The organism is Thermaerobacillus caldiproteolyticus (assembly GCF_013761245.1).
Taxonomy (GTDB): domain Bacteria; phylum Bacillota; class Bacilli; order Bacillales; family Anoxybacillaceae; genus Thermaerobacillus; species Thermaerobacillus caldiproteolyticus.
Genome location: NZ_JACDUT010000005.1, coordinates 254,946 through 280,168, shown reverse-complemented (window position 1 = coordinate 280,168; position 25,223 = coordinate 254,946). Strand labels below are relative to the sequence as shown.

Annotated in this window: 26 protein-coding genes and 1 pseudogene; all 27 read right to left on the bottom strand. The window is 40.4% G+C overall.

Features of this window, described 5'->3' with window-relative positions:
- Window positions 1–140 precede the first annotated feature (140 nt).
- Window positions 141–305 (bottom strand): annotated as a pseudogene (locus HNR31_RS10075) (tryptophan synthase subunit beta); the annotation flags it as partial.
- 183 nt (window positions 306–488) lie between these two features.
- On the bottom strand, window positions 489–1,010 hold the full coding sequence (locus HNR31_RS10070; RefSeq protein WP_181556103.1) for a GrpB family protein: 522 nt from the start codon (window positions 1,008–1,010) through the stop codon (window positions 489–491).
- Complete coding sequence (locus HNR31_RS10065) at window positions 1,010–1,375, bottom strand: cupin domain-containing protein (protein WP_181556102.1); 366 nt, start codon at window positions 1,373–1,375, stop codon at window positions 1,010–1,012. The genes HNR31_RS10070 and HNR31_RS10065 overlap by 1 nt, the downstream gene beginning before the upstream one ends.
- The gene (locus HNR31_RS19120) at window positions 1,365–1,613 is read right to left on the bottom strand and encodes a hypothetical protein (protein WP_309505668.1); all 249 of its coding nucleotides are present in this window, start codon (window positions 1,611–1,613) and stop codon (window positions 1,365–1,367) included. The genes HNR31_RS10065 and HNR31_RS19120 overlap by 11 nt, the downstream gene beginning before the upstream one ends.
- 41 nt (window positions 1,614–1,654) lie before the next feature.
- Window positions 1,655–1,789 (bottom strand): hypothetical protein, encoded by a 135-nt coding sequence (locus HNR31_RS19115; protein WP_309505667.1) that lies wholly within the window; start codon window positions 1,787–1,789, stop codon window positions 1,655–1,657.
- Window positions 1,790–1,811: 22 nt separating this feature from the next.
- Window positions 1,812–2,393: a YdbC family protein gene (locus tag HNR31_RS10055; RefSeq protein WP_258561048.1), complete on the bottom strand. Its 582-nt coding sequence runs from the start codon at window positions 2,391–2,393 to the stop codon at window positions 1,812–1,814.
- Window positions 2,390–2,680 (bottom strand): 4a-hydroxytetrahydrobiopterin dehydratase, encoded by a 291-nt coding sequence (locus tag HNR31_RS10050; protein WP_181556128.1) that lies wholly within the window; start codon window positions 2,678–2,680, stop codon window positions 2,390–2,392. The genes HNR31_RS10055 and HNR31_RS10050 overlap by 4 nt, the downstream gene beginning before the upstream one ends.
- Before the next feature lie 384 nt (window positions 2,681–3,064).
- A complete protein-coding gene (locus tag HNR31_RS10045) occupies window positions 3,065–3,895 on the bottom strand; it encodes a nicotianamine synthase family protein (protein WP_181556100.1) in 831 nt (276 codons plus the stop codon).
- Window positions 3,896–3,905: 10 nt separating this feature from the next.
- The gene (locus HNR31_RS10040; protein ID WP_181556099.1) at window positions 3,906–5,210 is read right to left on the bottom strand and encodes an MATE family efflux transporter; all 1,305 of its coding nucleotides are present in this window, start codon (window positions 5,208–5,210) and stop codon (window positions 3,906–3,908) included.
- Window positions 5,211–5,221: 11 nt separating this feature from the next.
- Complete coding sequence (locus HNR31_RS10035) at window positions 5,222–5,995, bottom strand: ABC transporter ATP-binding protein (protein WP_181556098.1); 774 nt, start codon at window positions 5,993–5,995, stop codon at window positions 5,222–5,224.
- A gap of 16 nt (window positions 5,996–6,011) precedes the next feature.
- Entirely contained in the window at window positions 6,012–6,821 is an 810-nt protein-coding gene (locus HNR31_RS10030) for an ABC transporter ATP-binding protein (protein WP_181556097.1), read from the bottom strand.
- 12 nt (window positions 6,822–6,833) lie between these two features.
- Window positions 6,834–7,628: a nickel transporter permease gene (nikC, locus tag HNR31_RS10025; RefSeq protein WP_181556127.1), complete on the bottom strand. Its 795-nt coding sequence runs from the start codon at window positions 7,626–7,628 to the stop codon at window positions 6,834–6,836.
- Window positions 7,629–7,651: 23 nt separating this feature from the next.
- A complete protein-coding gene (gene nikB, locus HNR31_RS10020; protein ID WP_181556096.1) occupies window positions 7,652–8,593 on the bottom strand; it encodes a nickel ABC transporter permease in 942 nt (313 codons plus the stop codon).
- Between the two features lies 1 nt (window position 8,594).
- On the bottom strand, window positions 8,595–10,115 hold the full coding sequence (nikA, locus tag HNR31_RS10015) for a nickel ABC transporter substrate-binding protein (protein WP_181556095.1): 1,521 nt from the start codon (window positions 10,113–10,115) through the stop codon (window positions 8,595–8,597).
- A gap of 347 nt (window positions 10,116–10,462) precedes the next feature.
- On the bottom strand, window positions 10,463–10,855 hold the full coding sequence (locus tag HNR31_RS10010) for a thiol-disulfide oxidoreductase DCC family protein (protein ID WP_181556094.1): 393 nt from the start codon (window positions 10,853–10,855) through the stop codon (window positions 10,463–10,465).
- Between the two features lie 210 nt (window positions 10,856–11,065).
- Complete coding sequence (locus HNR31_RS10005) at window positions 11,066–11,734, bottom strand: SOS response-associated peptidase (protein ID WP_181556093.1); 669 nt, start codon at window positions 11,732–11,734, stop codon at window positions 11,066–11,068.
- Between the two features lie 684 nt (window positions 11,735–12,418).
- Window positions 12,419–12,829, bottom strand: a complete 411-nt coding sequence (locus tag HNR31_RS10000) for an NUDIX hydrolase (protein ID WP_181556092.1) — start codon at window positions 12,827–12,829, stop codon at window positions 12,419–12,421.
- A complete protein-coding gene (locus HNR31_RS09995) occupies window positions 12,792–13,769 on the bottom strand; it encodes an alpha/beta hydrolase (RefSeq protein WP_181556091.1) in 978 nt (325 codons plus the stop codon). Before HNR31_RS09995 ends, HNR31_RS10000 begins: the two co-directional genes overlap by 38 nt.
- 319 nt (window positions 13,770–14,088) lie before the next feature.
- Window positions 14,089–15,936, bottom strand: a complete 1,848-nt coding sequence (locus tag HNR31_RS09990) for a monovalent cation:proton antiporter family protein (RefSeq protein ID WP_181556090.1) — start codon at window positions 15,934–15,936, stop codon at window positions 14,089–14,091.
- Window positions 15,937–16,340: 404 nt separating this feature from the next.
- The gene (locus HNR31_RS09985) at window positions 16,341–16,814 is read right to left on the bottom strand and encodes a DUF5680 domain-containing protein (RefSeq protein ID WP_181556089.1); all 474 of its coding nucleotides are present in this window, start codon (window positions 16,812–16,814) and stop codon (window positions 16,341–16,343) included.
- Between the two features lie 629 nt (window positions 16,815–17,443).
- Window positions 17,444–18,172, bottom strand: coding sequence for a hypothetical protein (locus HNR31_RS09980; RefSeq protein WP_181556088.1), 729 nt, complete (start codon window positions 18,170–18,172; stop codon window positions 17,444–17,446).
- Between the two features lie 465 nt (window positions 18,173–18,637).
- Window positions 18,638–20,320, bottom strand: coding sequence for an acyl-CoA dehydrogenase family protein (locus HNR31_RS09975; RefSeq protein ID WP_181556087.1), 1,683 nt, complete (start codon window positions 20,318–20,320; stop codon window positions 18,638–18,640).
- On the bottom strand, window positions 20,298–21,827 hold the full coding sequence (locus HNR31_RS09970) for a class I adenylate-forming enzyme family protein (protein ID WP_181556086.1): 1,530 nt from the start codon (window positions 21,825–21,827) through the stop codon (window positions 20,298–20,300). The genes HNR31_RS09975 and HNR31_RS09970 overlap by 23 nt, the downstream gene beginning before the upstream one ends.
- A complete protein-coding gene (locus HNR31_RS09965; RefSeq protein ID WP_181556085.1) occupies window positions 21,814–22,209 on the bottom strand; it encodes a MerR family transcriptional regulator in 396 nt (131 codons plus the stop codon). The genes HNR31_RS09970 and HNR31_RS09965 overlap by 14 nt, the downstream gene beginning before the upstream one ends.
- Window positions 22,210–22,510: 301 nt before the next feature.
- Complete coding sequence (locus HNR31_RS09960; RefSeq protein ID WP_181556084.1) at window positions 22,511–23,299, bottom strand: ABC transporter permease; 789 nt, start codon at window positions 23,297–23,299, stop codon at window positions 22,511–22,513.
- A 1-nt stretch (window position 23,300) separates the two neighbouring features.
- Window positions 23,301–24,074, bottom strand: coding sequence for an ABC transporter permease (locus tag HNR31_RS09955; RefSeq protein ID WP_181556083.1), 774 nt, complete (start codon window positions 24,072–24,074; stop codon window positions 23,301–23,303).
- Window positions 24,064–25,041 carry an ABC transporter ATP-binding protein gene (locus HNR31_RS09950; RefSeq protein WP_181556082.1) on the bottom strand — a complete coding sequence of 326 codons (978 nt, stop codon included), beginning with the start codon at window positions 25,039–25,041 and terminating at the stop codon, window positions 24,064–24,066. Before HNR31_RS09950 ends, HNR31_RS09955 begins: the two co-directional genes overlap by 11 nt.
- Between the last annotated feature and the right edge of the window lie 182 nt (window positions 25,042–25,223).

Sequence of the window (25,223 nt, the reverse complement as noted above, 5' to 3'; positions counted from 1 at the left end):
TTCATTGCATGTTCGATAACAAAATTGGAAATCATGATAGTGTCCACCCCTTGGAAATGTGTTTTTTAGGTCACTGTATATGATTTCCAAGACGGGTGGATTTTTTGTGTACATTTATGCATTCACTATGCGTTTTGCAACACGTTCTCTTTTAAATAAAACTTGAATTCATCATTAAACTCTTGATCATCTTTGTACTTTAAAAACTGTTCCTCCAAATAATCAAGCGCTTCTTGCAGTTCCGGCGGCACAAAGCTTCCACCAAATTCTCCGAAATAACCTCGTCTTTGCTGAACTAAACTCATTGCTCATCTCTCCTCTGCTTTTCAAACTTCATAATTAGGATATTACCTTTACCCATGAAAGTCAATGAATTTTCTGTATTTTCTTATAAATTATATGATTTTTGCTTCCTCCAAGCCAGCAGGACGAACGTGAAAAGGAAAATGGCGTTTTGATAAGGAAGTTGGTTGTGTCAAAATGGTCCTTTAAACGTTATGATCGCTATACCACTCTAATGCTTTCTTCTCAGTCTCTTTAATAAACGGATCCTTTCCTTCAATATAAGATTTCATATCGGTCGGAAACTGCTTGGCGAGCCTTTGTTTCAACTCGCTATATGCTTTTGCTTCCTTGGGATGGGCAATCATATATTCTTTGAACGCCAAATGCCTTGTAATATGTTCGCTTCCTGTTTTGAACACATGAACATGATGAGTTCTCTCATCTTCACCTTTACAGAAAAATCTTCGTCCGGAAATTCCGTGCTCCCCCATCGCCCGATAACCGATCGCTGACATTTGCTCGTTGTAGTGATCAACGCTCTCAATGTCTTTTACCTCTACTAAAATATCAATAATCGGTTTAGCATACATGCCGGGAATCGACGTACTTCCAATGTGGTAAATAGCAACGATTTCATTGCCAAAAATGGTATTCATCTTTCGTACTTCTTCTTCAAACATGACAGACCAGCCTTCATTAAACGGAACAACTTCCACCTTTCTCATCAACAATTCTCCTTTTCATCATGAAAATCTAGTAATATTCGATCGCCTTTGCTTGGCGGCTGCGAAATAACTAAAAATTCGGCATCGTCCTTCGATTGGTTAAACACTTGATGTGGAACAAGCGGCGGAACTTCGATGCCTTCATGCTTATCGATGTTCATTATATTACCGTTCACTTCAATTGTAATTGTTCCTGATAACACAAAGAAAAATTGCCGCGATTTTTCGTGATAATGTTTGACTTCTGCCGTGTTTGGCGGCATGCGCTCGTGAATAATGCTTAAATCCTTATTTTTCACTAAATGCCAGCCGTCACAATGCTCTCCCCAGATGTAATGCTCAGCGTTTTGTCTGCTAATTTTCATATATGTCCTCCCGCTTCACTTTTTCATGGGAAATAAGTTTTTCAACAAATTCATCAAACGAACCCGTAAACCTCTCAACTTTTGTTACGTCATAAAACGTCGGTGTTGCCGTAAGATCGTTTACTTCGCTGTCAGATGAGTAAATATACACCCTCTTTCCTAATCCAAGTGCAATCCCCAGCTCCACATGACTCCCTTTTCCGCTTGGAAGCAATAAAACAAAAAAGTCCGCGGACATGACCGCGGCTTTCTCTTCCTCCCCAATTCGCGATAAATCTTCTAACGTTGCCGCGCGTTCATTTTTTGTCCAGTCATACGTTTGTACGTTTGTGTAAAACCTTCTCTGATAAGACGGCTTGCCAAAGCGCGAACTGCTTTTTTGTTGGCAAAACTCGAAGCAATGTAAAACTTCATGTTTTCACACTCCTTTTGTTTTTCAAACAACCAGCCACGCCTTTTCCAGCTTGACTTGTGTATGAATCATGTTTTTCCATTCGCTCGAAGAAAGCTCCATCGACGCACATAAAACAGCAAATAAATGATGATTTTTTTGATTTTCTGAAAGGAACGTTGCCAATATATGTTTATCTTGTTTTATCGTATCTGAAAGTGTTTGTTTTTCTTTTAGTCTTCTCGAGTTAACAACGTACAGCATTTTGCTTCTTTGTAGTACTTCGATCATGCTCATATGATTCAATTCGATCCGTTGTTTTACTTCAACAATATCAACTGAGATTTTGTAATACGTCCCTTTTTGCCTGCTTCGCGCAAAAATTTCGTCATGTTGATCACTCATAAAAGATTGATAAGAATCAAGATTTTCCCAAAACGCTAATATACACGCTTCTTGCGGATCCGCAACATTCCAGCCGCCTATCTGTCCGAGAAAACCCGGGTATCCTTTCAAATCGCGCCATTTTTCTTGCGCAGCCGAAAACGCGGCTTTCTTCTCTTCATCCATTTCACATTGAATCCATTTTAAAAGCATCGCTTTCCCCTCTTGCTTTTCTTTTATCATTTCATTTTCTCATACACTTCATCATATTTTTTCGCCAGTTCAAAATCGAGTTTCGTAAGCCCTTTCGCTCGCCAAGACGAAATTTTTACCGTGATTAACTTATAATCAATAGAAATAAACGGGTGATGGTTGACTTCTTCAGAAATAGCCGCAATTTGTCGCACAAATTCGATTCCTTGCAAATAGTCTTGAAAGCGGTACTTTCTTGCAATCCATCGCTCTTCAAGAAGATTCCAATCTTCGACCCCTTGTAAAAGAGATTGTATTTCTTCATCTGTTAACCGCATCACTGTTTTCCTCCTCGGGTTTTGTATCAAACACAGACGACAAACATCACATATCAGTGTAAAAAATATTACCATATATAGAGAAAGCCTTCTACAAATCTATAAGATTATTAAGAACATTTTGTTTATAATATCCCCTCTTTGAGGGTATATCAGATTTCTGTTCGCTTCTTTTTTAGAAAAAAGATTCGATCCTTCAATCACTAATTTGCTAAACTCCTTGAACATGTTTGAGGTTGTTGGAAGAATTTCCTTCGTTTTGAAATAAATCCTTATAATAAAGTGTTCCATATCAAATAAAACAGCCTGCACATACAAAAGCCTCTCTGTATGTACAGGCATCTCCTTACTGAAAAACTGCTGCCAGTATAGCATTATTACTTACTATACATTTTGAAACCGATAGAAAATAGTAGAATTTATAATTGATGTGGTTGCTTTCGTACGTCCTATCTCCTTGCAAACTACATGTTGAAAAACGGTAGCATCTACTGGCTCATATAACAATTGATAGATTCCATCTACCGATCTTATTGCTACAATCGCGTTTGGATTTGTCTCATATATTCTTTTGACAACCTCTTCTTTATTAGGTACAAGACTGGCAATCCATACTAAATTACAACTACCGTAATGATAGGATGCACCATCTGCTAATACATACTCTAGCAAATGCTGCAGACTGTATTGATCAATTAATTTTTTGCCCATCTTATATGCCTCTGTATTGATATCCAAGCATACAACCGGTTTTTCTGTTTGTTGCTGAAGCAATATGGTACTAAGCGGCAACGGTCCTGATCCGACAAACGCAATAGAAGATAATTGTTGTCGTTCTATGATCGCAAAAAGCTTATTTAATTCTATTTCAACGAGTCTTTCATAGTTATCCCAATAAATAAATTTTCTCAAATTATTTATATTTGATGTATCTTGTATAAATTTTTCAGCATAATAAAATTCCATGAGCGTTTCTGCAGTTTCTAATTTTCGAAGCATATCTTTTCGTATCTTTACTATTTCGCGATCTGATAGTATTTCATTTTCTAGTTCATGTTCAAAAAACTGCCCCAAGTTGTTTACAAGTGAATAAAGCGTCTGGTTGATGATTGGATTATTCGGGGATAAATCATGTTCAGCCATAAGTATTTTGTAGGCATGTTTGTATTGGTTAATGATTTGTTCTTTCAGTTTCATAGATTCAGCTAATGGCATCAATAGCACCTCATTTTCTAAATAATGTCCTGTTTAGCCTTGGAACATACATGGCTAAAAACAAGGATCGGCCTAAACTGAAAATAATGAAAGCAAGCCACAATCCATGGTTATGAAACACAGGTATAAAAATGAGCAGGAACGCAATATATACCGCCAGAGAAATCAGCATAGAATTGCGAATCGGCCCTGTCTCTGTCGCTCCTGTAAAAACACCGTAAAGAATTAAACCAAAGCTTGCTGCAAGCGGAAATATAGTGATCCAAATACTATAGGAGCTTGCCAGTTCGATCACCTCCTGATTTTTTGTAAAAACAGGTATGATCGAATCTTTAAACAATATATAAATAAGCATCATAAACAAAGGAGAAATAATCGCCCACTGCGAGGACAGCGATAAAGTGCGCTTATACAACGTTTCGTCGTTGGCGCCGACAGCTTTTCCAACGAGAATACTGCTGGCGTTGGCAAAGCCGTCAAAAAAATATGCCATCATATAGTGTATTTGAATCAGAACGGCATTGGCTGCTAGTATCTCTGTGCCAAAAGATGCACCTCTCGCTGTAAAGAGATTGAACACCGTTAATAAACAAATCGTGCGAATAAACAAATCTCGATTGACAGCCACCATTTTCTTAAATTCTCCTACATTCCACAGTTCGCTATTGGAAATGTCGGAAAGACGAAGATTGGAAGACTTTAGAACAATATACATACCAACCAAAAATGCAGTCACTTCTGCAATCAATGTGGCGGCTGCTACACCTTTAACATCTTGATGAAGGATGTTAACAAACAATAAATCAAGCACAACATTTAATAGATTCATAAATACTTGTAAAAATAACGAAATTTTGACACGGGACATTCCCATGAGCCATCCAAGAACGACGTAATTCGCCAGCGTAAACGGCGCGCCCCAAATACGGATCGAAAAATATTCATCAGTGAAAGTCATGACTTTCTCATCCGGATTGATAAGCGTTAATGCGATATACTTAATCGGCCATTGAAAGATGATAAATATAACACCAATGACTAACGCAATGAGAAACGGCCTTACTAAATATAAAAAACACTGCTTGGCATCTTGGGCACCATGGGCTTGGGCGGCAAAACCGGACGTACTGACTCTTAAAAAACCAAACAACCAATACATCGTGTTAAAAATCATGGTCCCTACAGCCACGCCGCCAATATACGCTGGATCGGGAAGCTGTCCCACTACTGCCGTATCGACAGCTCCTAATAACGGAGTCGTAATCGTTGAAATAATAAGCGGGATCGCCAGAGAAAGATATGTTCGATGCGTCATCGTTGTCCCCCTCATCCTTCAAACAAGTTAACTAGTTTTTTTGTGTAAGGATGGCGATGTTGAGAAAACAAATCATCCTTTTTAAAACTGTCTACAAAAATTCCTTCTTTCATCACAAAAATGCGTTCGCTTAGAAAATAGACCGCTGGAAGATCATGAGAAATAAACAAATAGGATAACTCTAATTGTTCCTGCAGTTCCTTTAAAAGAGTTAATATTTGTCCTTGTGTATATACATCCAAGCTTGCTGTTGGCTCATCAAAAATGATGACAGACGGCTGGATACTAATCGCCCGGGCAATAACAATCCGCTGTTTCTGACCTCCACTTAATTCGTGTGGATAGCAATAAAGATAGCGGCTCTCAATCCCAACCATTTCTAACAATCGTTTCGCACATAATTCGCGATGGTCTCTTACATCCTGCAGATAAACAGGTGTGATATTTGGATACGTATCTAATACCTCCATGGTAGAATCAATGATCTTACGTTTAGGATTTAAAGCCGATGCCGGATGTTGGAACACTGCTTGCATACGATGACGAATTTTTCGAATTTCTCTTTTTGTCATGAGATGCAATGGTTGGTCATGTAAAAAAATTTCTCCTTCGTCCAGCTTTTCTAACATAAGCAAACAGCGTGCCAACGTACTTTTTCCACTGCCGCTTTCTCCAACAATCCCGACACATTCGCCTTTTTGTATAGATATCGACACCCCATTTATCGCTTGATGACCTGAAACATAAGTTTTTCTAATATTTCTGGCCATTAATACATTTGTCATCATGCCTTTTTCCTTTCTATTGCAAAATCAAGTCAAGTTTTGCAGGTGAGGTTGAGCTCTTGATCGTCGGAACAGCCCCCAATAACCGCTTCGTATAAGGATGGCTAGGATGGTATATAACACTTTCTTTCGTGCCCGCTTCCACGATTTCTCCTTGTTTCATTACTGCGATGGTATTGGAGTATTTTCTAGCCAACCTTAAATCATGTGTAATAAATAAAATCGCGCAATTTATTTTTTCTTTGATGTTTGCAATCACTTCTAACACATGGACTGCGGTAATGCTGTCAAGAGCAGTTGTGGGCTCATCTGCAATGAGTAATTTAGGATTCAGCATGATCGCCATGGCAATGGAGGCACGTTGCAGTTGTCCGCCGCTTAGCTGAAAAGGGTAACTATTATATACACGTTTTGTGGGCAGTTGTACGTCTTCCAATGCCTGTAATGCGATTTCTCTTCTTTCATTCTTTGTTAAAGAACAATGAGCTTGGATCATTTCATCCATTTGTTTTCCTATTTTCATAAAAGGGGTCAACGAGCTTTGATAGTCTTGGAAAACATAAGAAATTTCTTTTCCGCGTAATTTCTGAAATTCTTTATTAGATAAATGCGTAATATCCTTGTTATCAAAAAGAACATGACCAGCGGCTATCGACATTTCTTTCGGAAGCAATCCTCCAATAGTAGAAGCGGTTATACTTTTGCCGCTGCCGCTTTCACCAATTAACGTAAACCATTCCCCTTGTCTGACAGTAAAATCGATATTTTTGACGATGGGTTTATTACGACAAGAAATATGCAAGTGACGAACAGTTAATAATGACATGTCATCTCCCCTTTATCCTTTCACATCAAAGCGATCTCGCAAAACATCACCAACTAAATTCGAAATGAGTACTGTACACATAATCGCTATGCCTGGAATAATCATTAAATGTGGAGAGCTTTGAACATACGGTGTACTTTCGTTAAGCATGGCCCCCCATTCAGGAGTTGGCGGCTGTGCTCCTAAGCCAATATAAGATAGGGAAGCAATCATCAAAATGATTTTTCCAAAATCTAACGTCGCGAGAACTAATACATTTCCCATTACATGGGGCAGCAAATGTTTACGAATGATTTGAAAAGCGCTTAGACCATTGACAACTGCCATTAAAACGTAATCCTTTTCTTTCTCAGATAACACAGTGCTGCGAACGAGTCGCGCATAGCTCCCCCATTTCGCAACAACAATCGCAAAGATTAAATTCAACATACTAGGACCTAAAATGCCGCTAAGAACAATGGCGATAATAAAGTCAGGAAACGCCATAAAAGAATCTATAATTCTCATAAAATAACGGTCAAAACGCCCGCCAATAAAGCCTGACACCATTCCCAATGGAACCCCGACTAGCAATACAATGATCAATACGAGAAGGCCTGTTCCTACCGTTACTTGCCCTCCTGTTAATATGCGCGAGAATAAATCCCGTCCAAGATGATCCGTACCAAAAAGATGTTCTTCACTTGGTTTAAGCAGACGCTCATTCATATTGATTTGTAACGGATCATGTGGAGTAAATAAAGGAGCTATCACAATGGCAAGAAAATATGCAAATACAAGAATAAAAAGAAGCGATTGCGAGTTCATCTGATACGTTTGTTTGATGATTTTCAACGTCTCTCTACTCCTTTTAAACGTATCTCAGGGTTTAAATAACGGTAGCCAATATCAACAATTATATTAATCAAGACAATAAAGATCGTAATAAACAAAACATATCCCTGAATAACTGGATAATCTCTGCGAATCATCGCATCAACCACCATCTTCCCAATCCCCGGGTATGAAAACAGCACTTCAATGACAACTGTACCGCTTATTAAACTTCCAATACTCATCCCGAAATTGGTTACAACGGGAATTAAGGAACGGCGAAAAACATGGAATAAAACTATCCGTCTTTCACTAATTCCTCTTGCCCTTGCCGCTTTCACATAATCCTCATTCAAGCTTTCTAATAAACTGGAGCGCAACAATCTTACATAAACTGCTGACATTGCGATTCCTAATGTAAGCGATGGCAATATGATGTGTTTCACCGTCCCCTTTCCCATACTCGGCAATATACCGAGTCTAACGGCAAACAATTCAATGAAAAGGAGCCCCAGCCAAAAGCTAGGAATGGATGAACCAACAAGTGCAAACAAACGGCTTATATGATCCACCCATTTATTTTTATAGAGCGCAGATAAAGTTCCTAAAGGGATGGAAATCAGAATCATTACGATTAAAGAAGCGCACGTGAGCATCATCGTCGCCGGAAACCTCGATAACAACTCAGACAAAACTGGCTGCTTTGTTATATAAGAATGACCTAAATCAAATGCAAAAAATCGTTTCAACCAATACCAATATTGAATATATAAAGGCTCATGAAGCTTCAATTCGTCTCTTAGCGCTTCTATTTGTTCTTTCGTAACGGACACTTCATCCACCTGAAGCATCCGTCTGATAGGATCACCAGGTACTAGTTTGATCAATATAAAGCTGATGAAAGAAAGCAGAAACAAAAATAGCATGAATTCGATGAATCTTTTCGTTATTTGAATCATTTTACTTAACCACATCCAAATCTTTAGTTAGCATGTAATACTCGCTTTTACTAGTCACCCAATTTTTTACTTCGTCACGATAGGCAACCATAATATTTGGATGTACGATAAAGGAATGAAGCGTCTCTTTATCAATGATTTTCAATGCTTCTTTTGCTAATTTGTCCCGTTCGTTCGCCTCCAACGTTTGGTTTAATTGATGAATGATAGCTGTTAATTCCGGATGGTTGATATTTGCGTAGTTTAGCGCTCCATTCGGCATGTATGTCGCGTTCAAAAAGTATGCCGCATCACCACGAGGGGCCGTTAAACTGCTGTATGTAGCAAAATCCCAATCATCATTGTCCGCTAAATACTCATCAATATTTTCAACTTGTTGAATCGTCATCTCGATTCCGAGTTCCTTCGCCTTTGATTGGAGAATTTGTACAGTTAAAGGAAGTTCCGGACGTGATGAGTACGTGAGCACTTTCAACCGAACCGATTTTCCATCTTTCGTAAGTTTTCCGTTTTCCACTTGAAAGCCTGCTTGTATAAAATATTGTTTCGCCACTTCGATTCCGCCTTTCTTCTCTTCATAAGACGGCGCGAACGGAAAGTCTGTCAAAAAAGGACCTTTTGCTTCAACTGCATGTCCGTTTAAAATATGTTCAACAATCTCTTTGCGATCAACTAATGCATCAATGGCTTTACGTATATTCCCATCTTTCATATATGGACTGTCCATATTAAAGATTAACTGATGTGTGCGCAATCCTGGAACAGACTCTACTTTTACTTTTTCTTCTTTTAGCTGTTCGAGATTTTCAACCGGCGGTCTAAAAATAATATCCGCATCTCCTGATCGAAGTGCCATTAGTCGTGCATTGGCATCCTCATTAAAGGAAAACGTTGCTTTATCAAGCTTTACTTTTCCATCCCAATACTTTTCAAAACGTTCGACTTTCAGTGCCACCCCAGGCTCGAAAGAAGATATCTTAAATGGCCCTGTACCAATTGGCTTTTTATCAAAGTCTTTTTCGGTAACATCAATGATCGCTGTGTTAGGGTGAACTAGCTCTGAAGGAAATTGCGGAAATACACCTTCTGTTTGAATGGTTAGCAATTGTCCGTCCGCTTCCATCTTGCGGATTTTTAATGCAGCTTTTACGGCTGGACTATCTTTGATAGCTCTTTCCAAAGACGCCTTCACCGCCTGCGCATCAACTTTTTTTCCATTATGAAACGTAATTCCTTTCCTAATTTTGAAAGTCCAATTTTGTCCATCTTTACTTTCCCATTCTTCGGCCAGCCAAGGCTCTATTTCTAACTGTTCACTAATCTTTACAAGCGTCTCTCCCACTCCCGCACGAACCATCGTATAATTACTGTCTAAGTGCGGGTCGATTGTATTTGTCGGGAAACTAAAAAGCAATGTTAATTCCTTTCCGCCCTTCTCTTCTTCTCCAGAGGAAGATAGTGAACATCCGACCAGCATAAAAATTATGAGAAGTATCAATGTTCTTTTGACATATTGAAGCATTTTCTCACCTACACAATTCGTAATGATTACTATTTTCATTTAATATGTTACATAATTTTGCCTTTATTGTAAATATAGTTTTGAATAAATTTTTAAATGAAAAGCAGAATCCTTCTCAAATTTAATGTGATGAACATATTGAGAAAGATTCTGCTTATAAATAAGAACATATTGTCAAAAAGCTCTGTTTCAATGTGAAACAAAGAAGGATCAAACAACAAGTTCAGCCATCCCTGCAACTATGTGCCAGAATTCACCTAGATAATCAACCATTACACACTCTCAGTACAATTACTTATCCCTCTTCTATTAACTGTTTTCTGTATCGAAGATCTTAATCTTAGATTCTACTCTAAAAATCTTTTTCGAATATCCGGAGTTGGAATCATACAACCCTCTCTTTTCCCAAACCACTTGTATCTATTTTCAGCAATAAAATGATAAAAACGATCACGAATTGGACGCGGAACTAGAATAAATACATAAAACAACTTCCAAAATCCTTTAAGATGCTTGCATACTCTTAACGCCGCACTAGATTTCGTATAGTACCTCTCTCCGTCAATTACTATCAAGCTGCCCATATCCTCAGGAATTCCATACTTTGTTAACATCTTCTTCCCCGCTTCGCTCTGCAATGGTGCAAAACGGAACCGAGCTTGTGGGTCTCGTTTTATAATAAAATGAACGCTTGCGTTACAGAAGTTGCAGATCCCATCAAACAGGATGATTGGTTCCATCAAAAACCTCCTATTTTCATTTCTTTTTATCATTGTACGGCAAAAATCAAACGCCTGTCCTCGCTCAGACAGACGCTTTTGATTTCATAAACTTCATAATCCAGCGACATATTAACCTAAGGGCTACAACAAAGTATGTGTGCTCCACGTCACTTGTTTATATACTCCAATCCATCTGCAAGCACTTGGTATAATAAGAATAGAAAGAGTCTAACGGCTGTTAATCGGCTTTACACATTCTTCTACATCGTTTTTTGCTGAATTGACTGCTGTGGATACTCTATACATTTTCATTTCTTCCGCTGGATACGGCCGCAATAACGATTTCAAATACTCAGTATCGTCTATCGCCGGATCAAGCCAAACTTCCTCCCATTCTTTAGGGAGTATGACGGGCATTCGCTCGTGAACCTCTTTAACAAGTTCATTTGCTTTTGTGGTGATGATCGTACACGTATACATTGAATCGCCATGTTTGTCCCACTTCTCCCAAAGACCCGCAAAAGCAAAAGGTCGTTCGCTTTTTAGCGTAAATCGGTGCGGTATCTTTTTGTTCCCTTCTTTTTTCCACTCGTAAAAACCATCAGCGAGAATTAAACATCTTCTCTTTTTAAAAGCATGCTTAAAACTTGCTTTTTCATCAACCGTTTCCGCTCTTGCGTTAATCATCTTAAAGCCGATTTTTGGATCATCCGCCCAATACGGTACAAGTCCCCATTTCATCATCTTTCCTACTCTTTCCCCTCTATTTTCCACTATTGTCAACACATTTTGGCTCGGAGCAATGTTAAATCGCGGCTCTATGTTCCCAACATATTGAAAATGGAAATATCGCGCTAACTGTTCTGTATTTCCGGTTAATGAAAACCTTCCGCACATGATGAGATCACCTCCATTATGACGAATAAAGAAGGCTTATTATATAGTTAGAATTATAATCCAAAAAAAGGAGTTATATGCAAAGAATTGATTGTGTTGATCTATTTAGCGATGTGTTTGTATTGCTTAAGGGCGTTACAAAAATATGTCTTGCTTGTTGCGTTTGTCATCGTTACGCTGTTCATTCAATACAAAACCGGATTTTTTCATCTTGATCGATTCGAATGGTTTAATTCGGGTGCTCCAGTGTTTTCACGTTTCTTCTCCTTATTTTGTTTCGCCTTATCCAAGCGATAGTGGCGGCAGGTCCAAAAAGAAAACGGCTATTTCTTGTATTTACCCTTTTCTTTACGATCGCCTGCTGCCGCTTATGTTTTTTTTGTGAGCGTTCTCTCTGCAACAACATACAATCACTAGTAAGAAAAGCGCAAGTACCCTCTAAAGTGTGATGGACAAATGTTTTTTACCCGCTAGATGGCTCTATCCCGAGGGGCGGATTTGGCCCCGAGCTGCGTAAATTATCTCCTTTCAAATCATGCTTTACGCAAGTGCTGCATGGGATGACTATTCAAGAAGCAAGCTGGTTGAGCGCTGAAGCTAGACCAATTTTGTTCCACATTTATACTTTCTTATCTTGCAAAAAAGGATGCCTAATGAATCGCAGCATCCTTCAATCAAAATCCTTTATCTCTGAATCTTATACTCTGCACCACATGTTTTCTTGAGAAAACCACGAATTCCATTTGGATGATACGGCATCATCTTTTCGGCTTTTTCCACATCGACCCATTGAACATCGAGAACGTTTTCATCGCCTGACATCGTTTCCGGCGCTTGAACAATGGTTCCACGAAAAGTGATAAAAAAGACATGATTGTCATCCATTAACGCTTCATCGAGTGCAACGATGTCACTAACAGCTATATCGTATCCCGTCTCTTCTTTCACCTCTCGAATCGCTGCTTCTTTTAGCGTTTCTCCTCTCTCAACTCCACCTCCGGGCAATGACCATGTTCCTCTTTTGTTGAACACCATCAGCACTTTTTGGTTCACTTCGTCATACAAAAGTACATATACCACATCTACTCGCTTCATTTTCGTTCTCCTTTTGTAATTTCTGCAAAAAATCTAGCACTTTCTTTGTATATTCGCTCTTGTACATTTCAAAGCTTTTCACATGCTTCGCTTTTTTGGTGAGCCATAGTTCAAATACGTCTGGGTGTTTTTTGTACATTTTTACACTTTCCTCGTACGGGATAGATGAATCAGCTTTGCTGTGGATGAATAAAATCGGGCGTGGAGCAACGTTGTCTAATGCATTCATCGGCACCGATTCACTCGGATCTAGTTCGGTCAACATCGGAATGAGTGTTAAAATTAAATATGTAAACGGAACATTCGGCAAATGTGTCCAAACCGGCATATATGTTCGCAAATATCCTTCTAGGTCGCTAAACGAGCTATCGGCAATGACTCCTTTTACATCTTCACTCATCCCTGCAGCTAAAATCGACGTTGCTGCCCCCATCGAAACACCATAAAGCACAATCGGCTCTGAATAGTGGTGTTTCGCATAATCAATGACCCCTAACAAATCATATTTCTCTTTTGCTCCAAGTGTAATCATGTCTCCACCTGATTCGCCACTAGCCCGGAAATCGAACATAATAATTCGGTATCCTTCGGTCACGAGACGCTGTGCCAGCGGAAGAAATGGAACGTTCGGCTCATAGCGATTGCCGCCGTATCCATGTGAAAAAATGACCGTCATTTTCGCTTGTTTCTCCGGTTCAATGACCCATCCTTTTAACTTCGTTTTCCCGTCTTTACTTATAAATTCCGCATCTTGACAAGTCATCCCATAATCGCTTGGCGTTTCGAGAATCTGCTTGCGTTCCTTATGCGTCAATTGCCAACCTACATAAATGGAAATGCCGATGCAGGCAAAAACGGCAAGAATCAGCAAAACAAGAAGAGATGGCACAATCACACTCCGCGTCCGTCTTCGCCTCTCCAGTTGTGTTTGCAGTTCCATAACACCCTCTCCCCCCTTTCGTTCATACTTATTATATCTGAATATTCAGTCTAATAGAAATAGCTTTTTGATAAAAGTCCCCCTTCCCAACTTTATGGTTCTTCACAAAGCAGAGAAGGGGACAACACTCATTTTGTATTGATTTCAACAATGATTCTTTGTCGTCCATGCGACGCGACTAAAAGCACACCGATCACAAATGATACTACTGCTGATTCTTTAATTAAACACATGCGCTCCGACGATGCGAACGAACATAACAAACATAATAGTTAACGTTCATTCCAAATTGACAGAAACGAATCTACTCTACCTAACATTACTTCTTGCAGTATTCCAATAACTCCCGCAGCTCTGCCACGTACTCTTTCGAACCTGTGACAATGAGGCGATCGCCCATATGCAATTCTGTATCGCCATGAGGAATGAGCGAATCATTGCCGCGGAAAATACGGACGATAATGCAGTCGCCCATAAATGGAAGCTGCCTTAGCAGAATCCCTTCATAGACTAAATTATTCAGCGTAATCTCATAAAAGGCAACATCTTTGTTCGTAAGCATACGGGCTACACGCGGAGATTCGATGTATGCTTGTAATACAGCCTTCGTCGATAGTAAAACCGACATCACTTCTACTTCTTGGGCTTTTAGTTGCTCTACTTGTTCCGGTGTCTCTGCTAATGCAATCACCCGCTCGACATGGCGTTCTTTCGCGGATAAAGCAAGCTGAGCATTCAATTTCTCATCTCCAGTGAAGACAACAAGCACATCCGTCGCAAACGCACTATGCTTTTCTAATGTTTCGAGTGAATAATCTTCAATATCGACAATTGGAAAGACGTGATCCGATACCGGCAACTCTAACTTCTCCTGCTTAATATGATAAAGCGTGACATCATATAGATGTTCGTTCAACTCTCGTGTCACAGAAAGGGTAAACTGATTCGTACCAATTAATTTGACTGTAATTTTATGAGCGTCCTCATTCGGTTTTTCATACAGCTTTTTGAACAAAATCGGTGAAACAATACTAGTAAGCACCGCAACTAAAATTAATGCCCCTTTCATATCGGAATTAAGCACGCCTATCCGTTCGGCAATCGTTGCTGCTGCAATGACAAGGGAAAGAGTGGACACAAGCAAAAAGGCAGATGCGAGCGTCGTTTTCACATCATACCAAATGCGGAGCATATAGACAGGCACCACTTTCGAAATGACAAGCGCCAAAAACAAGAGCGGGATTAACGCTAAAATTTTCGGTTCTGTCAACAGAGATCGCAAATCTAAATTGACACCGACCATCACAAAAAAAATCGGAATAAAAAATCCATAACCAAACGAATCGAGTTTATGCACTAAATCTTGGTTCGGCGACAACAATGACACGAGCACTCCTGCTAAAAAAGCGCCTAAAATATTTTCTGCCCCCAGTTTTTCCGATAAAGCAACAAGCACGATAATTAATGCAAATACCGCGCGCGTGCCAATTTGAATCGTCCCTTTTGCCATCGTCTCGACAAAAGAACGACGTTGAAAATGTTTGCCGACAAAATAAAACACAACACCTGCGGCAAACAAAACGAGAAGGAGCCATGTGTTCCCATGACTTGGTTCGTACATGGATACAAACACAGCCAGCAAAATCATCGTCACTAAATCAGCAATGACAGCGACAAGCAAAATCGTTTGCCCAATCGTCGTTTTCATCAGTTGGGCATCTTTTAATGTTGGAACAACAACCCCAAGAGAAATCGTCGAAATAATTAACGTCATTAAAAAGGCGTTATCAATATAGCCTGCGAGAACGAACAAATACGAAAGCGCGAGCGACAAAATGAAAATGGCGACAAAAATCAATGATGCTAGAAGAAACGGATTCGGTTCGTTTCCTTTCTGACGGGAATTCGGCTTGCGTGCAAACGAAGAAAAGTCGATCTCCAGCCCGCTTAAAAACATAAGAAACAGAAACCCTAATGTTGATAATGTTTCTAGCCACATGTCCGGCTTAACAAGATCAAATCCTGTTTTTCCGATAAGAATCCCCGCAATAATTTCCGCCACTACTACGGGAATCACTTGCAGACGAAAGCGATGCAACAAAATCGGAGTGAAAAACGCAACGATCATCACGATCAATAATGATGTAATCGAGGAATGTTCCGCCAATGGTATCCTCCTTTCTGCGGATCAACCACACTTTACTAGATTGTAAGAGATTGTGATGTGTTTTACCAACAGAAGAACAACAGCTGTTTCATCAAACAGAATAATAAAGAAGGCAGGAGGTAAACAGAAGCCCAACCAACTCAGAATGTCATCGCTCAAAGACAGGGTGGACATATTGGTAGGCCAGAACAATACTTTTGTTTATTTATTCAGCATCTTGAATCGTGCCTGCTTCAATCACTATCACCGTGACAAAAACAAGCGGCTAGAGGGCGCATGGCTGAACACGCAGAACACCTTAATTTTCTACTTAACCAAACAGCGCAACACGAACGAACCCCCACCAATTTTCCTAGCAGTACACTCTTGAATCATTATGAAATGTTGCGATATATGAAGTACAATCAAACGAAGATAAAACCACCGCTGTATCGCAATTCGTATACTTTTTGACCATGAACAAAAATGCATTCTTCCCCATAAAACCGTTCAAGCGTGCCATGATAAGCATTCTTATATGTATATTGGCCATTTTCAAAGTGCTGCGGTCCGCGATACGGAGCAGCAGCAGGGACAAGCCGTAATGCTTGTCGCAAAAACGCATAAATCGAAACAATTTGTTCCCGTGACACATCGGGAACAGCAATGCCTCCCGAGTAAACCATGGACCAAATCGGTTGCTGCTCGTACTCTACCGTTTCCTGTCCAGCAAAAAAAGCAGAGCCGAAATAAATATCGCGATAAACGTAATTCCCGTCTTGATACTCAAACTGTTTCGATCCGTTGAACAAAGGACGTACCGATGTGTTGTCCTCACCGGCGGCGTATGCCCGTTTTTTCGCTTCCACTAGAAAGTCGATGAATCGTTTTTGGTTCATTCACATTTCTCCCCTCTCCGCTGCTTTCCAATTTACTTCTCTCTTGAGCACAATTGTTCGATCCGTTGAAATTTTCGTGCCGCACTTTCTAAAGTAGCTTTTGTCATCATTTCATAAGTAAAGCGATTTTCGTCGAGTTTCTTTGTCGCCCCTTTTCATAACATTATTCATGATCTCTTTAATTTTCCACGAAACGTTTCTTTATGATGCAACTAAAAATATAATGGAATCGGTTCCCTCCGCTTTAAAGCGGCAAATTCCTCGGTCATCCCTAGTCGATAAAGCTCTACAGACTATCCTAGCCTTGAATATAAAAACCTTGTACGCTGGACTTAACATGCTGCCGTACAGTGCTTCGCGTTTCAGTTATTCCCAAAAAGCCGAATGTACGTGATACCCTAATTATAGTACATATGTTCGTATATTGCTACAAAAATATGATTCATCTTCCGATTTATTCTACCTCTTGAATATTTTAAAATTGAGAAACTACTCACCAGTTTATGATAAAATCATTTTTTCGATTATCCGAATGGTGTTAAAAATGTTGTTTAATTTTTTGGATTAAGTACCTCAATGTTTCAAAAAATAGAGCAAAAACCGTCTGTGATTGAATTAACGCACTAGTGTCAATCTGCTCTTTTATACCACAGTTGCACTGATTTAAAAAAAGCTACTCCATTTTCAATTAATTTTAAAGCATCTTCTATTGAAGTTTCGTTGGAATAATATCGCTTGGCATGCTCGTAAAACCGTTCTGCATAGGCTTTCATTTCTTCATCAGGCAATAATTTTATTGCTTCGTTTTTTGGCATTTGCCATACTTTAACCGCATCTTCCTGTTCGATAGATAGGACTTGATATACTACGGGAGAAACTTGTGTACAAAGTAGCCGAATCATTCTCGATAAGCGTTCTTTCCCATGGTCCAGAAGATTATTTAAATACTTTGGGACAGGTGTCAAATTTCTTAACGCATTTATAGCCGATTGTTTTAATTGTTCATTGGTTGCTTCATTCACTGGCAGCCTTCCAGCCACTAAATGATAAGCACCCGGAATAGGGCCTACATATCCATCAGGAAGCTTTGAAGAAAGTGCTCTACATTGAATATAACTAAATGGATAAGGATTAATTTTGGCTAAATCTCGATGAATAGCCAAAGATAGTTCCAAGGGAAGCCTTCCGTTCTCATCAAAAGCTGATTCCTTTAAATAAAGTTGAAAATCAATGTCGCTGGAACCTGAGATAAAACCGCCCTTCATTGCCGAACCATGAACAATTAATCCGATAAAATCCTTTTCGGTATGCTTTATATAAACTTCAGCTGCCTGCTTAACAATCGGCTTCGCTTCCAATCATATCTGCCCTCCTGAAATGAGACTGTATTATTAATTAGTAGAGTAACACGATTACATCTAGTATTCAAAGTACTCGTTCATTTACATTACTGCTCGTTAGTACAAAGAAAAAATGAAAACTTTTTTAGTTTTTCAACAACATTTCGTACATTAAACAACTTTTTATCACTCAACACGATGATCCGACCGACAATTTCGATTGCGTACGTCAAGGAAACTGAATTGACACCATTGTATGTAATCGATGTTTGAATCGATCGGCAACGCTTTTTTGCCTAAATCACCAATGGAATGTATACTGTCTCTATACAATAGACTCCCTTCACAGCTTTCGTCAATCCCCATTCTTTTCATACATCATATACAATGATGTAAAATCGTGTATTCTTATACTCCTGCTACCTCTTTTCATGACGTACTGTTTTGAAAAAGAAAAACAAGGCCGATGGAAGTCGACCTTATCTATCTCTGATCACCCACCTCTAATTCACTTTTCTCATTTATTACTACATCAAAAAAGTGAACGGAAAGCATGTCGCGATCAAAAAGATCGTCATTCCAAATGTGCTGTAAAAAGAGGCGGGCGATGGTTTTGTTTCGTTCGCTTTCTTGCGCACCTTTTAACGCGATGATACTTAAATAAATGTCGCATAAGCGGTTAGCGATTTTTTTCGCATGGTACGTTTGTACTTCATCAGGCTGTCCGCTCAGCTGTCCAAGCGCCTGAATGAGTTCGTTAAGCCCGTTTTTCACCGGTGCAGCGAATGCACGCACATCGTCTCGGAGATTGGTAAGTTCTTTGCTCATCACTTCAATAAATCGCTCGTGTATACGGAATTTCCGCATGAGTCGCAATACTTCTAATCCCAAAATGTTTTCAGTTCCTTCCCATACAGTTAACACTTGGGCGTCGCGAAGAAGGCGAGGAGTGACGAAATCTTCGATGTAGCCGTTGCCGCCGTGCATTTCAATTGCTTCATGGGCAAACTCAATTGCTTCTTCGGCGGTGCGCATTTTCAATAGGGCAATAAGAAGGCGGTTCCACGCTTTGTCTTCTTCGGATGCTTCATTTGGTGCAGTCATGACGCGGTCAAAGAATGAAATGAGTTCAAAGCAAGCGCTCGTTTGCACTTCCTGTCGTGCTGTTAAATTCGCAAGCGTTTCTCTTATCATCGGATACGAAGTGAGTTTATGACCGAATGCCGAGCGGTTCTCTGCATATTGCTTCGCTTCATCTAAGGCGCGCTTCATAATGCCGATGGAAGCCACGGCATTGCAGACGCGTGATAAGTTAAGTGCTTCCATCATATAGTAAAACCCTTTTTTTGCATCGCCAATGACATATGCTTGTGCTCCGTCAAACACAACTTCCGCTGATGGAACGGCACGAACGCCTAGCTTATCTTTCAAACGGCGAATATGAATGCCGTTGAGCGTGCCATCATCATTGCGCCATGGCACGAGAAATAAGCTAAGCCCTTTCGTTCCGGGATCGCTGCCGTCAATGCGCGCTAGCACAGTCGCCACTCCGCACATCCCCGCATTGCTCGCAAAATATTTTTCCCCATACAGTTTGTAATGGTCGCCGCACGGGACAGCACGCACTTCATTGGCTCCAACATCTGATCCGCCTTGGCGCTCCGTTAAAAACGTCGCCCCCTCGTATAACTCGACTTCCCCTGTTGAAATGACATGCGGTAAATATGTTCGCTTTAATTCCTCATCAGCGAAATGTTCAAGCAAATACGCCGTTGCCATTGTTAACGTTACCGGGCAGTAAAAACCTGGTTCAACTTGCGACAATAAATATCCTTGCGCATACGAATAAATATAATTTCCTTTTCGTCCAAGTTCGGGAATCGGCTTATGAATATAGCCGACAATACCCGTTTCATACGTTTGTTTCACCGTTTGTTTATACCCTTCGTTCACCCATACTTCCGAAATGTCATCACCAAAGCGATCATACTTAATGAGTCGCGGCTGTCCTTCGCGATCAGTATGAACTGCCCGACGATCAATATCGGTTATGCAAATTTCCCAAAATTTCTCAAGCTGTTCTTCTGCATACCCATATAATTCATCATCTAAATATTTTTTTAAATTCGCCAATAGATTTGGATCAGCGTCTCGCAATCGTTTCATCGTCCATCCCCCTCAGCGCTTGTTTTAACACTTTTCCTGTCGCGTTTCGCGGCAGCTCACGAATTTCTTGGTATAAGCGTGGAATTTTATAGTCAGCAATTTTACCCATAAGAAAACGTTTACATTCATCATCAAGGTTATTGAACGGCTTCGTTGTCACAACGAACGCTTTCACCGTCTCTCCCCACTCCGGATGCGGCACGCCCACAACAGCAACATCAGCAATGTACGGATGCGTCCGCAATACATCTTCGATTTCTTTCGGATAGACGTTCACTCCACCGGAAATAATGATATCTTTCTTACGGTCGACAATCCAAATGTACCCATCTTCATCACGGCGTGCGATATCCCCGGTATACAGCCAGCCGTTTTTTAATGTCTCTGCTGTTTTTTCTTCATCTTTATAGTAGCCTTTCATCGTTCCCTCTCCGGATAAAACGATTTCTCCGACTTCGCCGACAGGGACTTCGTTTCCATGTTCATCAACAATCTTAATTTCACAGTTTAGCGCTGCCTGTTTGCCAATGCTTCCCGCTTTTGTCGTATGATCTTCCGTCGCCAAATACGTGCCGTTCGGTCCTGCTTCGGTTAAGCCGTATAAACACATAAGACGATCGGTACGGAATTGTTTCGCGATGAATTGGACTTCATTTCTCGAAAGCGGTGCCCCGCCATATGTCCAATAGTTTACAGAAGAAAGATCGTATTCATGAAGTCGAGGATGTTTTGCGGTGAGCAAATAAGCGACAGGTGCTCCAAAGAAATGAGTAATTTTATATTTCTCCACAAGGTTAAGTAACGATTCCGGGGAAAACGATGGTGATAACACATGTGTTGCCCCGACGTACATTCCGCCGATGAAAAACAAATGAAGCGGTGCGGAATGGCTAAGCGGCATCATATGCAAAATCCGGCTCTCTTTGTCCATCTTTGTTTCGATCGCCATCATAATTGCAACCGTTAAAATATTACGGTAGGTAAATAACACTCCTTTTGGCCGTCCTGTTGTTCCTGATGTGTATAAAATTGCCGCTTCATCATCTTCTTTTAGCGGACAAACGATCGGATCGGCTGCTCCGCTCAAAATCAGTTCAGAGAGCGGCACCCACCCTTCTTGAGCATTTCCTGTCTTTATCCAGAAAACATCGACCTGTCCGACAAGCGGATCGAGCTCTTTGTAAATCCAGTCATGAGCAATGACCGCTCTCGCTTCACAATGTTCGATAATATACCTGACTTCCTCGGCAACTAAGCGCGCGTTCACAGGAACGACAATCGCTCCGAGACGCAATACTGCAAAATACGCAAACACCAACTCTTTCGTATTCGGCATATACAAAACAACTTTATCGCCTCGCTGAATTCCTAAATGCCCAAGTGATGAAGCAAGACGATTGACGGCTTGATCCACTTCACGATACGAAAGGGCCGCCTCTCCATCGATAAATGCCTTTTTTTCTGGAAACTTTCGCGCGTTCCGTGCCAACAACTCAGAAATGTTCATCCGACTCCCCCAATTCTTTTAATCTTTGTTTAAAGTCTTCTAAAATCGCTTCCATTTCTTGTTTGAGTTGCATTAAGTCTTCAATTCGTTCGCTCACCTCCTTTAGCTTTTTCTCGCCGTATTCAATTGTTCTTTCTAACTGTTTTCGTCCCGTTCGGTCTTTGTCAAATAATGAAATCATTTCATGAATTTCTTCAAGCGAAAAACCAAACCGCTTCCCACGCAAAATGAGCTTTAGCACCGCGCGATCTTTTTTCGTATACAGACGCTGCCCCGTTTCTGTGCGCATTGGCGCAATCATCCCTCTCTCCTCATAATAGCGAATTGTCCTCGTACTAATATCAAACTCCTGCGCCAACTGCGAAATCGTATAGTAGTTCATCTGTTTCACCTGTGTGAATAGATTTATTTTTCTGAATTTTATTTTAATTTACGTTTACGTAAAAGTCAATGTATTAAAAAATAAGACTGACTCCCAAAATCACAACAACATAATTTGGAAGTCAGCCTTTTAAGATCGACAGCAGCTTAACGACTTAGATGGTTGATCCTTTTTCTTCACTTATTGTTCTCTCTCGAATATATCCGTTTTTCACTAGTTCCCGATCAAAATCAGTAACCAGCCACATCTTTCTTTTTATTGTATTCTCCAACAGCACATCCCGAAGTTAATAAAACGTTATCTAACTGCTTGCGCTCGTATAAGATCGGAGCGCATAACGCCAAAATCTTCGCGATAACCATAAAAAGAGCCCCGCAATCCCGATGGATAACAATGTCGTGACACCGTTCCATTTCCCTAATAGCGCTACAGCAGGCGTGTTCGTAATGAAGGCAGCCGGCAAAACATACGTCAGCAAAATACGAAGCCACCCTCGATACATTCCGATCGGAAAGCGCGTCGTCTCAAAAAACGAATAAAAGATAAACGAGAGATCATCGATTCGAATGACCCAAAACGATGTCGTCATCAGCATCATCCAAAGAGAATAAATTAATACGAGAGAGGAAAATAGACTAACGCTAAACATAAGAATATCCGCTAAAGACGGAATATAATGCTTTTGAACTAGTCCGTAAATGATTAGTCCTACTCCAAGTAAAATATCGATCAGCCTCCAAAATACTAAATGACGAAAGCTGACGTAAAACATACTGTCCACCGGTTTTGTCAAAATATAATCCAATGTTCCCTTTCGCACATGCTCCAACAGCCGTGACATATTAGGACGCAAAGCAAAATCAATAGCCCCTTGTAATGTATTGAAGATGCCAAGTAAAATCAACACATCAGCATACGCCCAGCCGCCTAGTTGATTCGTTTGATAAAAAAAGATTTGAACGGTTAAAACAGCAATGCCTACTCCAAAGAAACTCGACAGCAAATTTCCAAGAAATTCACTGCGGTATTCGAGCTCTTCGACAAAGCAAGTTCGAAAAAACTCTTGAAAAATTCGCCAATATCTCCGCATATTAACCTCCCACCGCTTGGTTTTTCTTTAGCCCCGCTTTCCATAGCCATCTCAATACGCTAATGAAAATAATCGCCCAAGCCATCGCGCCAAAAAAACCGTATCCTATTTCTACACGCGTCATTGTCCCCATTACGATGTCAATCGGAAAGCCAATCATGTAGCGAAACGGTAAATACATGCTTATCTGTTTCAAAATAGGAGGCAACAAAGATAAAGGAGCAATTCGCCCCGACAAGAACAGAGATACCACTTCAAACATGCCGTAGATCGCCGTCACCTTCGTAACCCAAAAACCGAGAAGTCCACAGATGTAACTAAACATGAATCGCAACGTAGCACCTAAAAACAAGGCGGTGACAAACAAAACGAATTGCCATCCGCTTACATCAGGACGCAAAGCGGGAACAAAGACAGCCAATACTCCCCATATCGGCAGCAAAACAATCAAAAACAAGACTTTATAAACAATATTTTCAGCGATCGCCCAATGAATCGGATGGAACGGACGAAGAATATAATTCGAAAACGTCCCTTCCCGAATTTCGCGATCCAGTTCCCAAACATCCCAAGCGCTCGTCATTCGTTCTACAAAAATGAGAGTTATAAAATACAAAATAAAAGAGTTTGATTGCGATGGATAAATATTCGTCCATACAACCATCGTAATCAGGGGTTGCACCATCGCCCCTGTCATCCAAACAATCGTGGCGAGCCGATACGCTAACATTTCCACATACTTCATCCGAATGAGGGCTATGTACTTACGAAACATGAGCCCCCTCCTGAAACGCCCGTTTGATCACTTCTTCCATCGGCGGATCTTGAATATTTAAATCGTAAACTTGAAAATTCCGTAAAAATTGTGACGAGACCTCCGGAACTTGTTCACGAGGAACGCGCAATGTCACTTTTCCTTCCTCTACTGCAACCAACTCACCGTAATCATCCCATGATACATCGGGTACAGATGGAAAATGAATTTCCAGAAGTTTGTATGGTGTTAATGTTTCCGTTAATACTTTTAAATCCCCGTCATACATTAATGTTCCGTAATTGATGATCAACACTCGGTCACACAACGCGGTAACATCCCCCATATAATGCGATGTTAGCAAAATCGTCGTTTGATGTTCACGATTGTACTGGGCAATAAATCGGCGAACCTTTTCTTGCGTATGTACATCGAGACCGATCGTCGGTTCATCCAAAAATAAAATTGCCGGACGATGCAATAAAGCAGCCGCTAACTCGCATCTCATTCGCTGCCCTAACGATAAACTTCGTGTCGGTTTTGTCAACAATGGCTGCAATTCAAGCAATTCGACCAACTCATCTAACGTTTGACGAAATACACGATCATCAATTTCATAGATCGCTTTGTTAACCAAAAACGTTTCCATCGGTGGAATGTCCCAAATGAGTTGACTCTTTTGCCCCATGACCAGACTCATCATTTTTTTAAATTCCGCTTTTTGTTCAAATGGAACAAATCCCCCTACCGTAATCTCCCCTGAAGTAGGATGAAGCAGTCCAGCCAACATTTTCATCGTTGTTGTCTTTCCAGCCCCATTCGGGCCTAAAAACCCAACGATTTCCCCCGGTTGAATGCTAAATGAAATATCTTTAACCGCTTCAACGATACGATATTCCCGTTTGAACAGACTGCGTACCGCATCGAACCAACCTGCTTGCCGAACATGAACTCGAAAAGATTTGCTCAGATGTTGAACGTGAATCATCTTCTTTTCATTCCTCCGATTGGTGATGTATATTTTTTACAATCCCCATATCTTTCATTAATCATCATGGTCTTACATAAGAATAAGGACTTCAACAAAACAATTTTCTATTTACCGTTTCGCGTATTCTTTATGGTAAACAGGCGGGAAGACGCTCATTTTGGCATGTGCAGAGCATAGCT

Coding starts and splice junctions, on each gene's coding strand:
- HNR31_RS10070 (WP_181556103.1), bottom strand. CDS start 1,010: ATGAGAAAGGTGGAAGTTGTTCCGTTTAATGAAGGCTGGTCTGTCATG.
- HNR31_RS10065 (WP_181556102.1), bottom strand. CDS start 1,375: ATGAAAATTAGCAGACAAAACGCTGAGCATTACATCTGGGGAGAGCAT.
- HNR31_RS19120 (WP_309505668.1), bottom strand. CDS start 1,613: ATGTCCGCGGACTTTTTTGTTTTATTGCTTCCAAGCGGAAAAGGGAGT.
- HNR31_RS19115 (WP_309505667.1), bottom strand. CDS start 1,789: ATGAAGTTTTACATTGCTTCGAGTTTTGCCAACAAAAAAGCAGTTCGC.
- HNR31_RS10055 (WP_258561048.1), bottom strand. CDS start 2,393: ATGATAAAAGAAAAGCAAGAGGGGAAAGCGATGCTTTTAAAATGGATT.
- HNR31_RS10050 (WP_181556128.1), bottom strand. CDS start 2,680: ATGCGGTTAACAGATGAAGAAATACAATCTCTTTTACAAGGGGTCGAA.
- HNR31_RS10045 (WP_181556100.1), bottom strand. CDS start 3,895: ATGCCATTAGCTGAATCTATGAAACTGAAAGAACAAATCATTAACCAA.
- HNR31_RS10040 (WP_181556099.1), bottom strand. CDS start 5,210: ATGACGCATCGAACATATCTTTCTCTGGCGATCCCGCTTATTATTTCA.
- HNR31_RS10035 (WP_181556098.1), bottom strand. CDS start 5,995: ATGACAAATGTATTAATGGCCAGAAATATTAGAAAAACTTATGTTTCA.
- HNR31_RS10030 (WP_181556097.1), bottom strand. CDS start 6,821: ATGTCATTATTAACTGTTCGTCACTTGCATATTTCTTGTCGTAATAAA.
- nikC (WP_181556127.1), bottom strand. CDS start 7,628: ATGAACTCGCAATCGCTTCTTTTTATTCTTGTATTTGCATATTTTCTT.
- nikB (WP_181556096.1), bottom strand. CDS start 8,593: ATGATTCAAATAACGAAAAGATTCATCGAATTCATGCTATTTTTGTTT.
- nikA (WP_181556095.1), bottom strand. CDS start 10,115: ATGCTTCAATATGTCAAAAGAACATTGATACTTCTCATAATTTTTATG.
- HNR31_RS10010 (WP_181556094.1), bottom strand. CDS start 10,855: ATGGAACCAATCATCCTGTTTGATGGGATCTGCAACTTCTGTAACGCA.
- HNR31_RS10005 (WP_181556093.1), bottom strand. CDS start 11,734: ATGTGCGGAAGGTTTTCATTAACCGGAAATACAGAACAGTTAGCGCGA.
- HNR31_RS10000 (WP_181556092.1), bottom strand. CDS start 12,829: ATGAAGCGAGTAGATGTGGTATATGTACTTTTGTATGACGAAGTGAAC.
- HNR31_RS09995 (WP_181556091.1), bottom strand. CDS start 13,769: ATGGAACTGCAAACACAACTGGAGAGGCGAAGACGGACGCGGAGTGTG.
- HNR31_RS09985 (WP_181556089.1), bottom strand. CDS start 16,814: ATGAACCAAAAACGATTCATCGACTTTCTAGTGGAAGCGAAAAAACGG.
- HNR31_RS09975 (WP_181556087.1), bottom strand. CDS start 20,320: ATGAAACGATTGCGAGACGCTGATCCAAATCTATTGGCGAATTTAAAA.
- HNR31_RS09970 (WP_181556086.1), bottom strand. CDS start 21,827: ATGAACATTTCTGAGTTGTTGGCACGGAACGCGCGAAAGTTTCCAGAA.
- HNR31_RS09965 (WP_181556085.1), bottom strand. CDS start 22,209: ATGAACTACTATACGATTTCGCAGTTGGCGCAGGAGTTTGATATTAGT.
- HNR31_RS09960 (WP_181556084.1), bottom strand. CDS start 23,299: ATGCGGAGATATTGGCGAATTTTTCAAGAGTTTTTTCGAACTTGCTTT.
- HNR31_RS09955 (WP_181556083.1), bottom strand. CDS start 24,074: ATGTTTCGTAAGTACATAGCCCTCATTCGGATGAAGTATGTGGAAATG.
- HNR31_RS09950 (WP_181556082.1), bottom strand. CDS start 25,041: ATGATTCACGTTCAACATCTGAGCAAATCTTTTCGAGTTCATGTTCGG.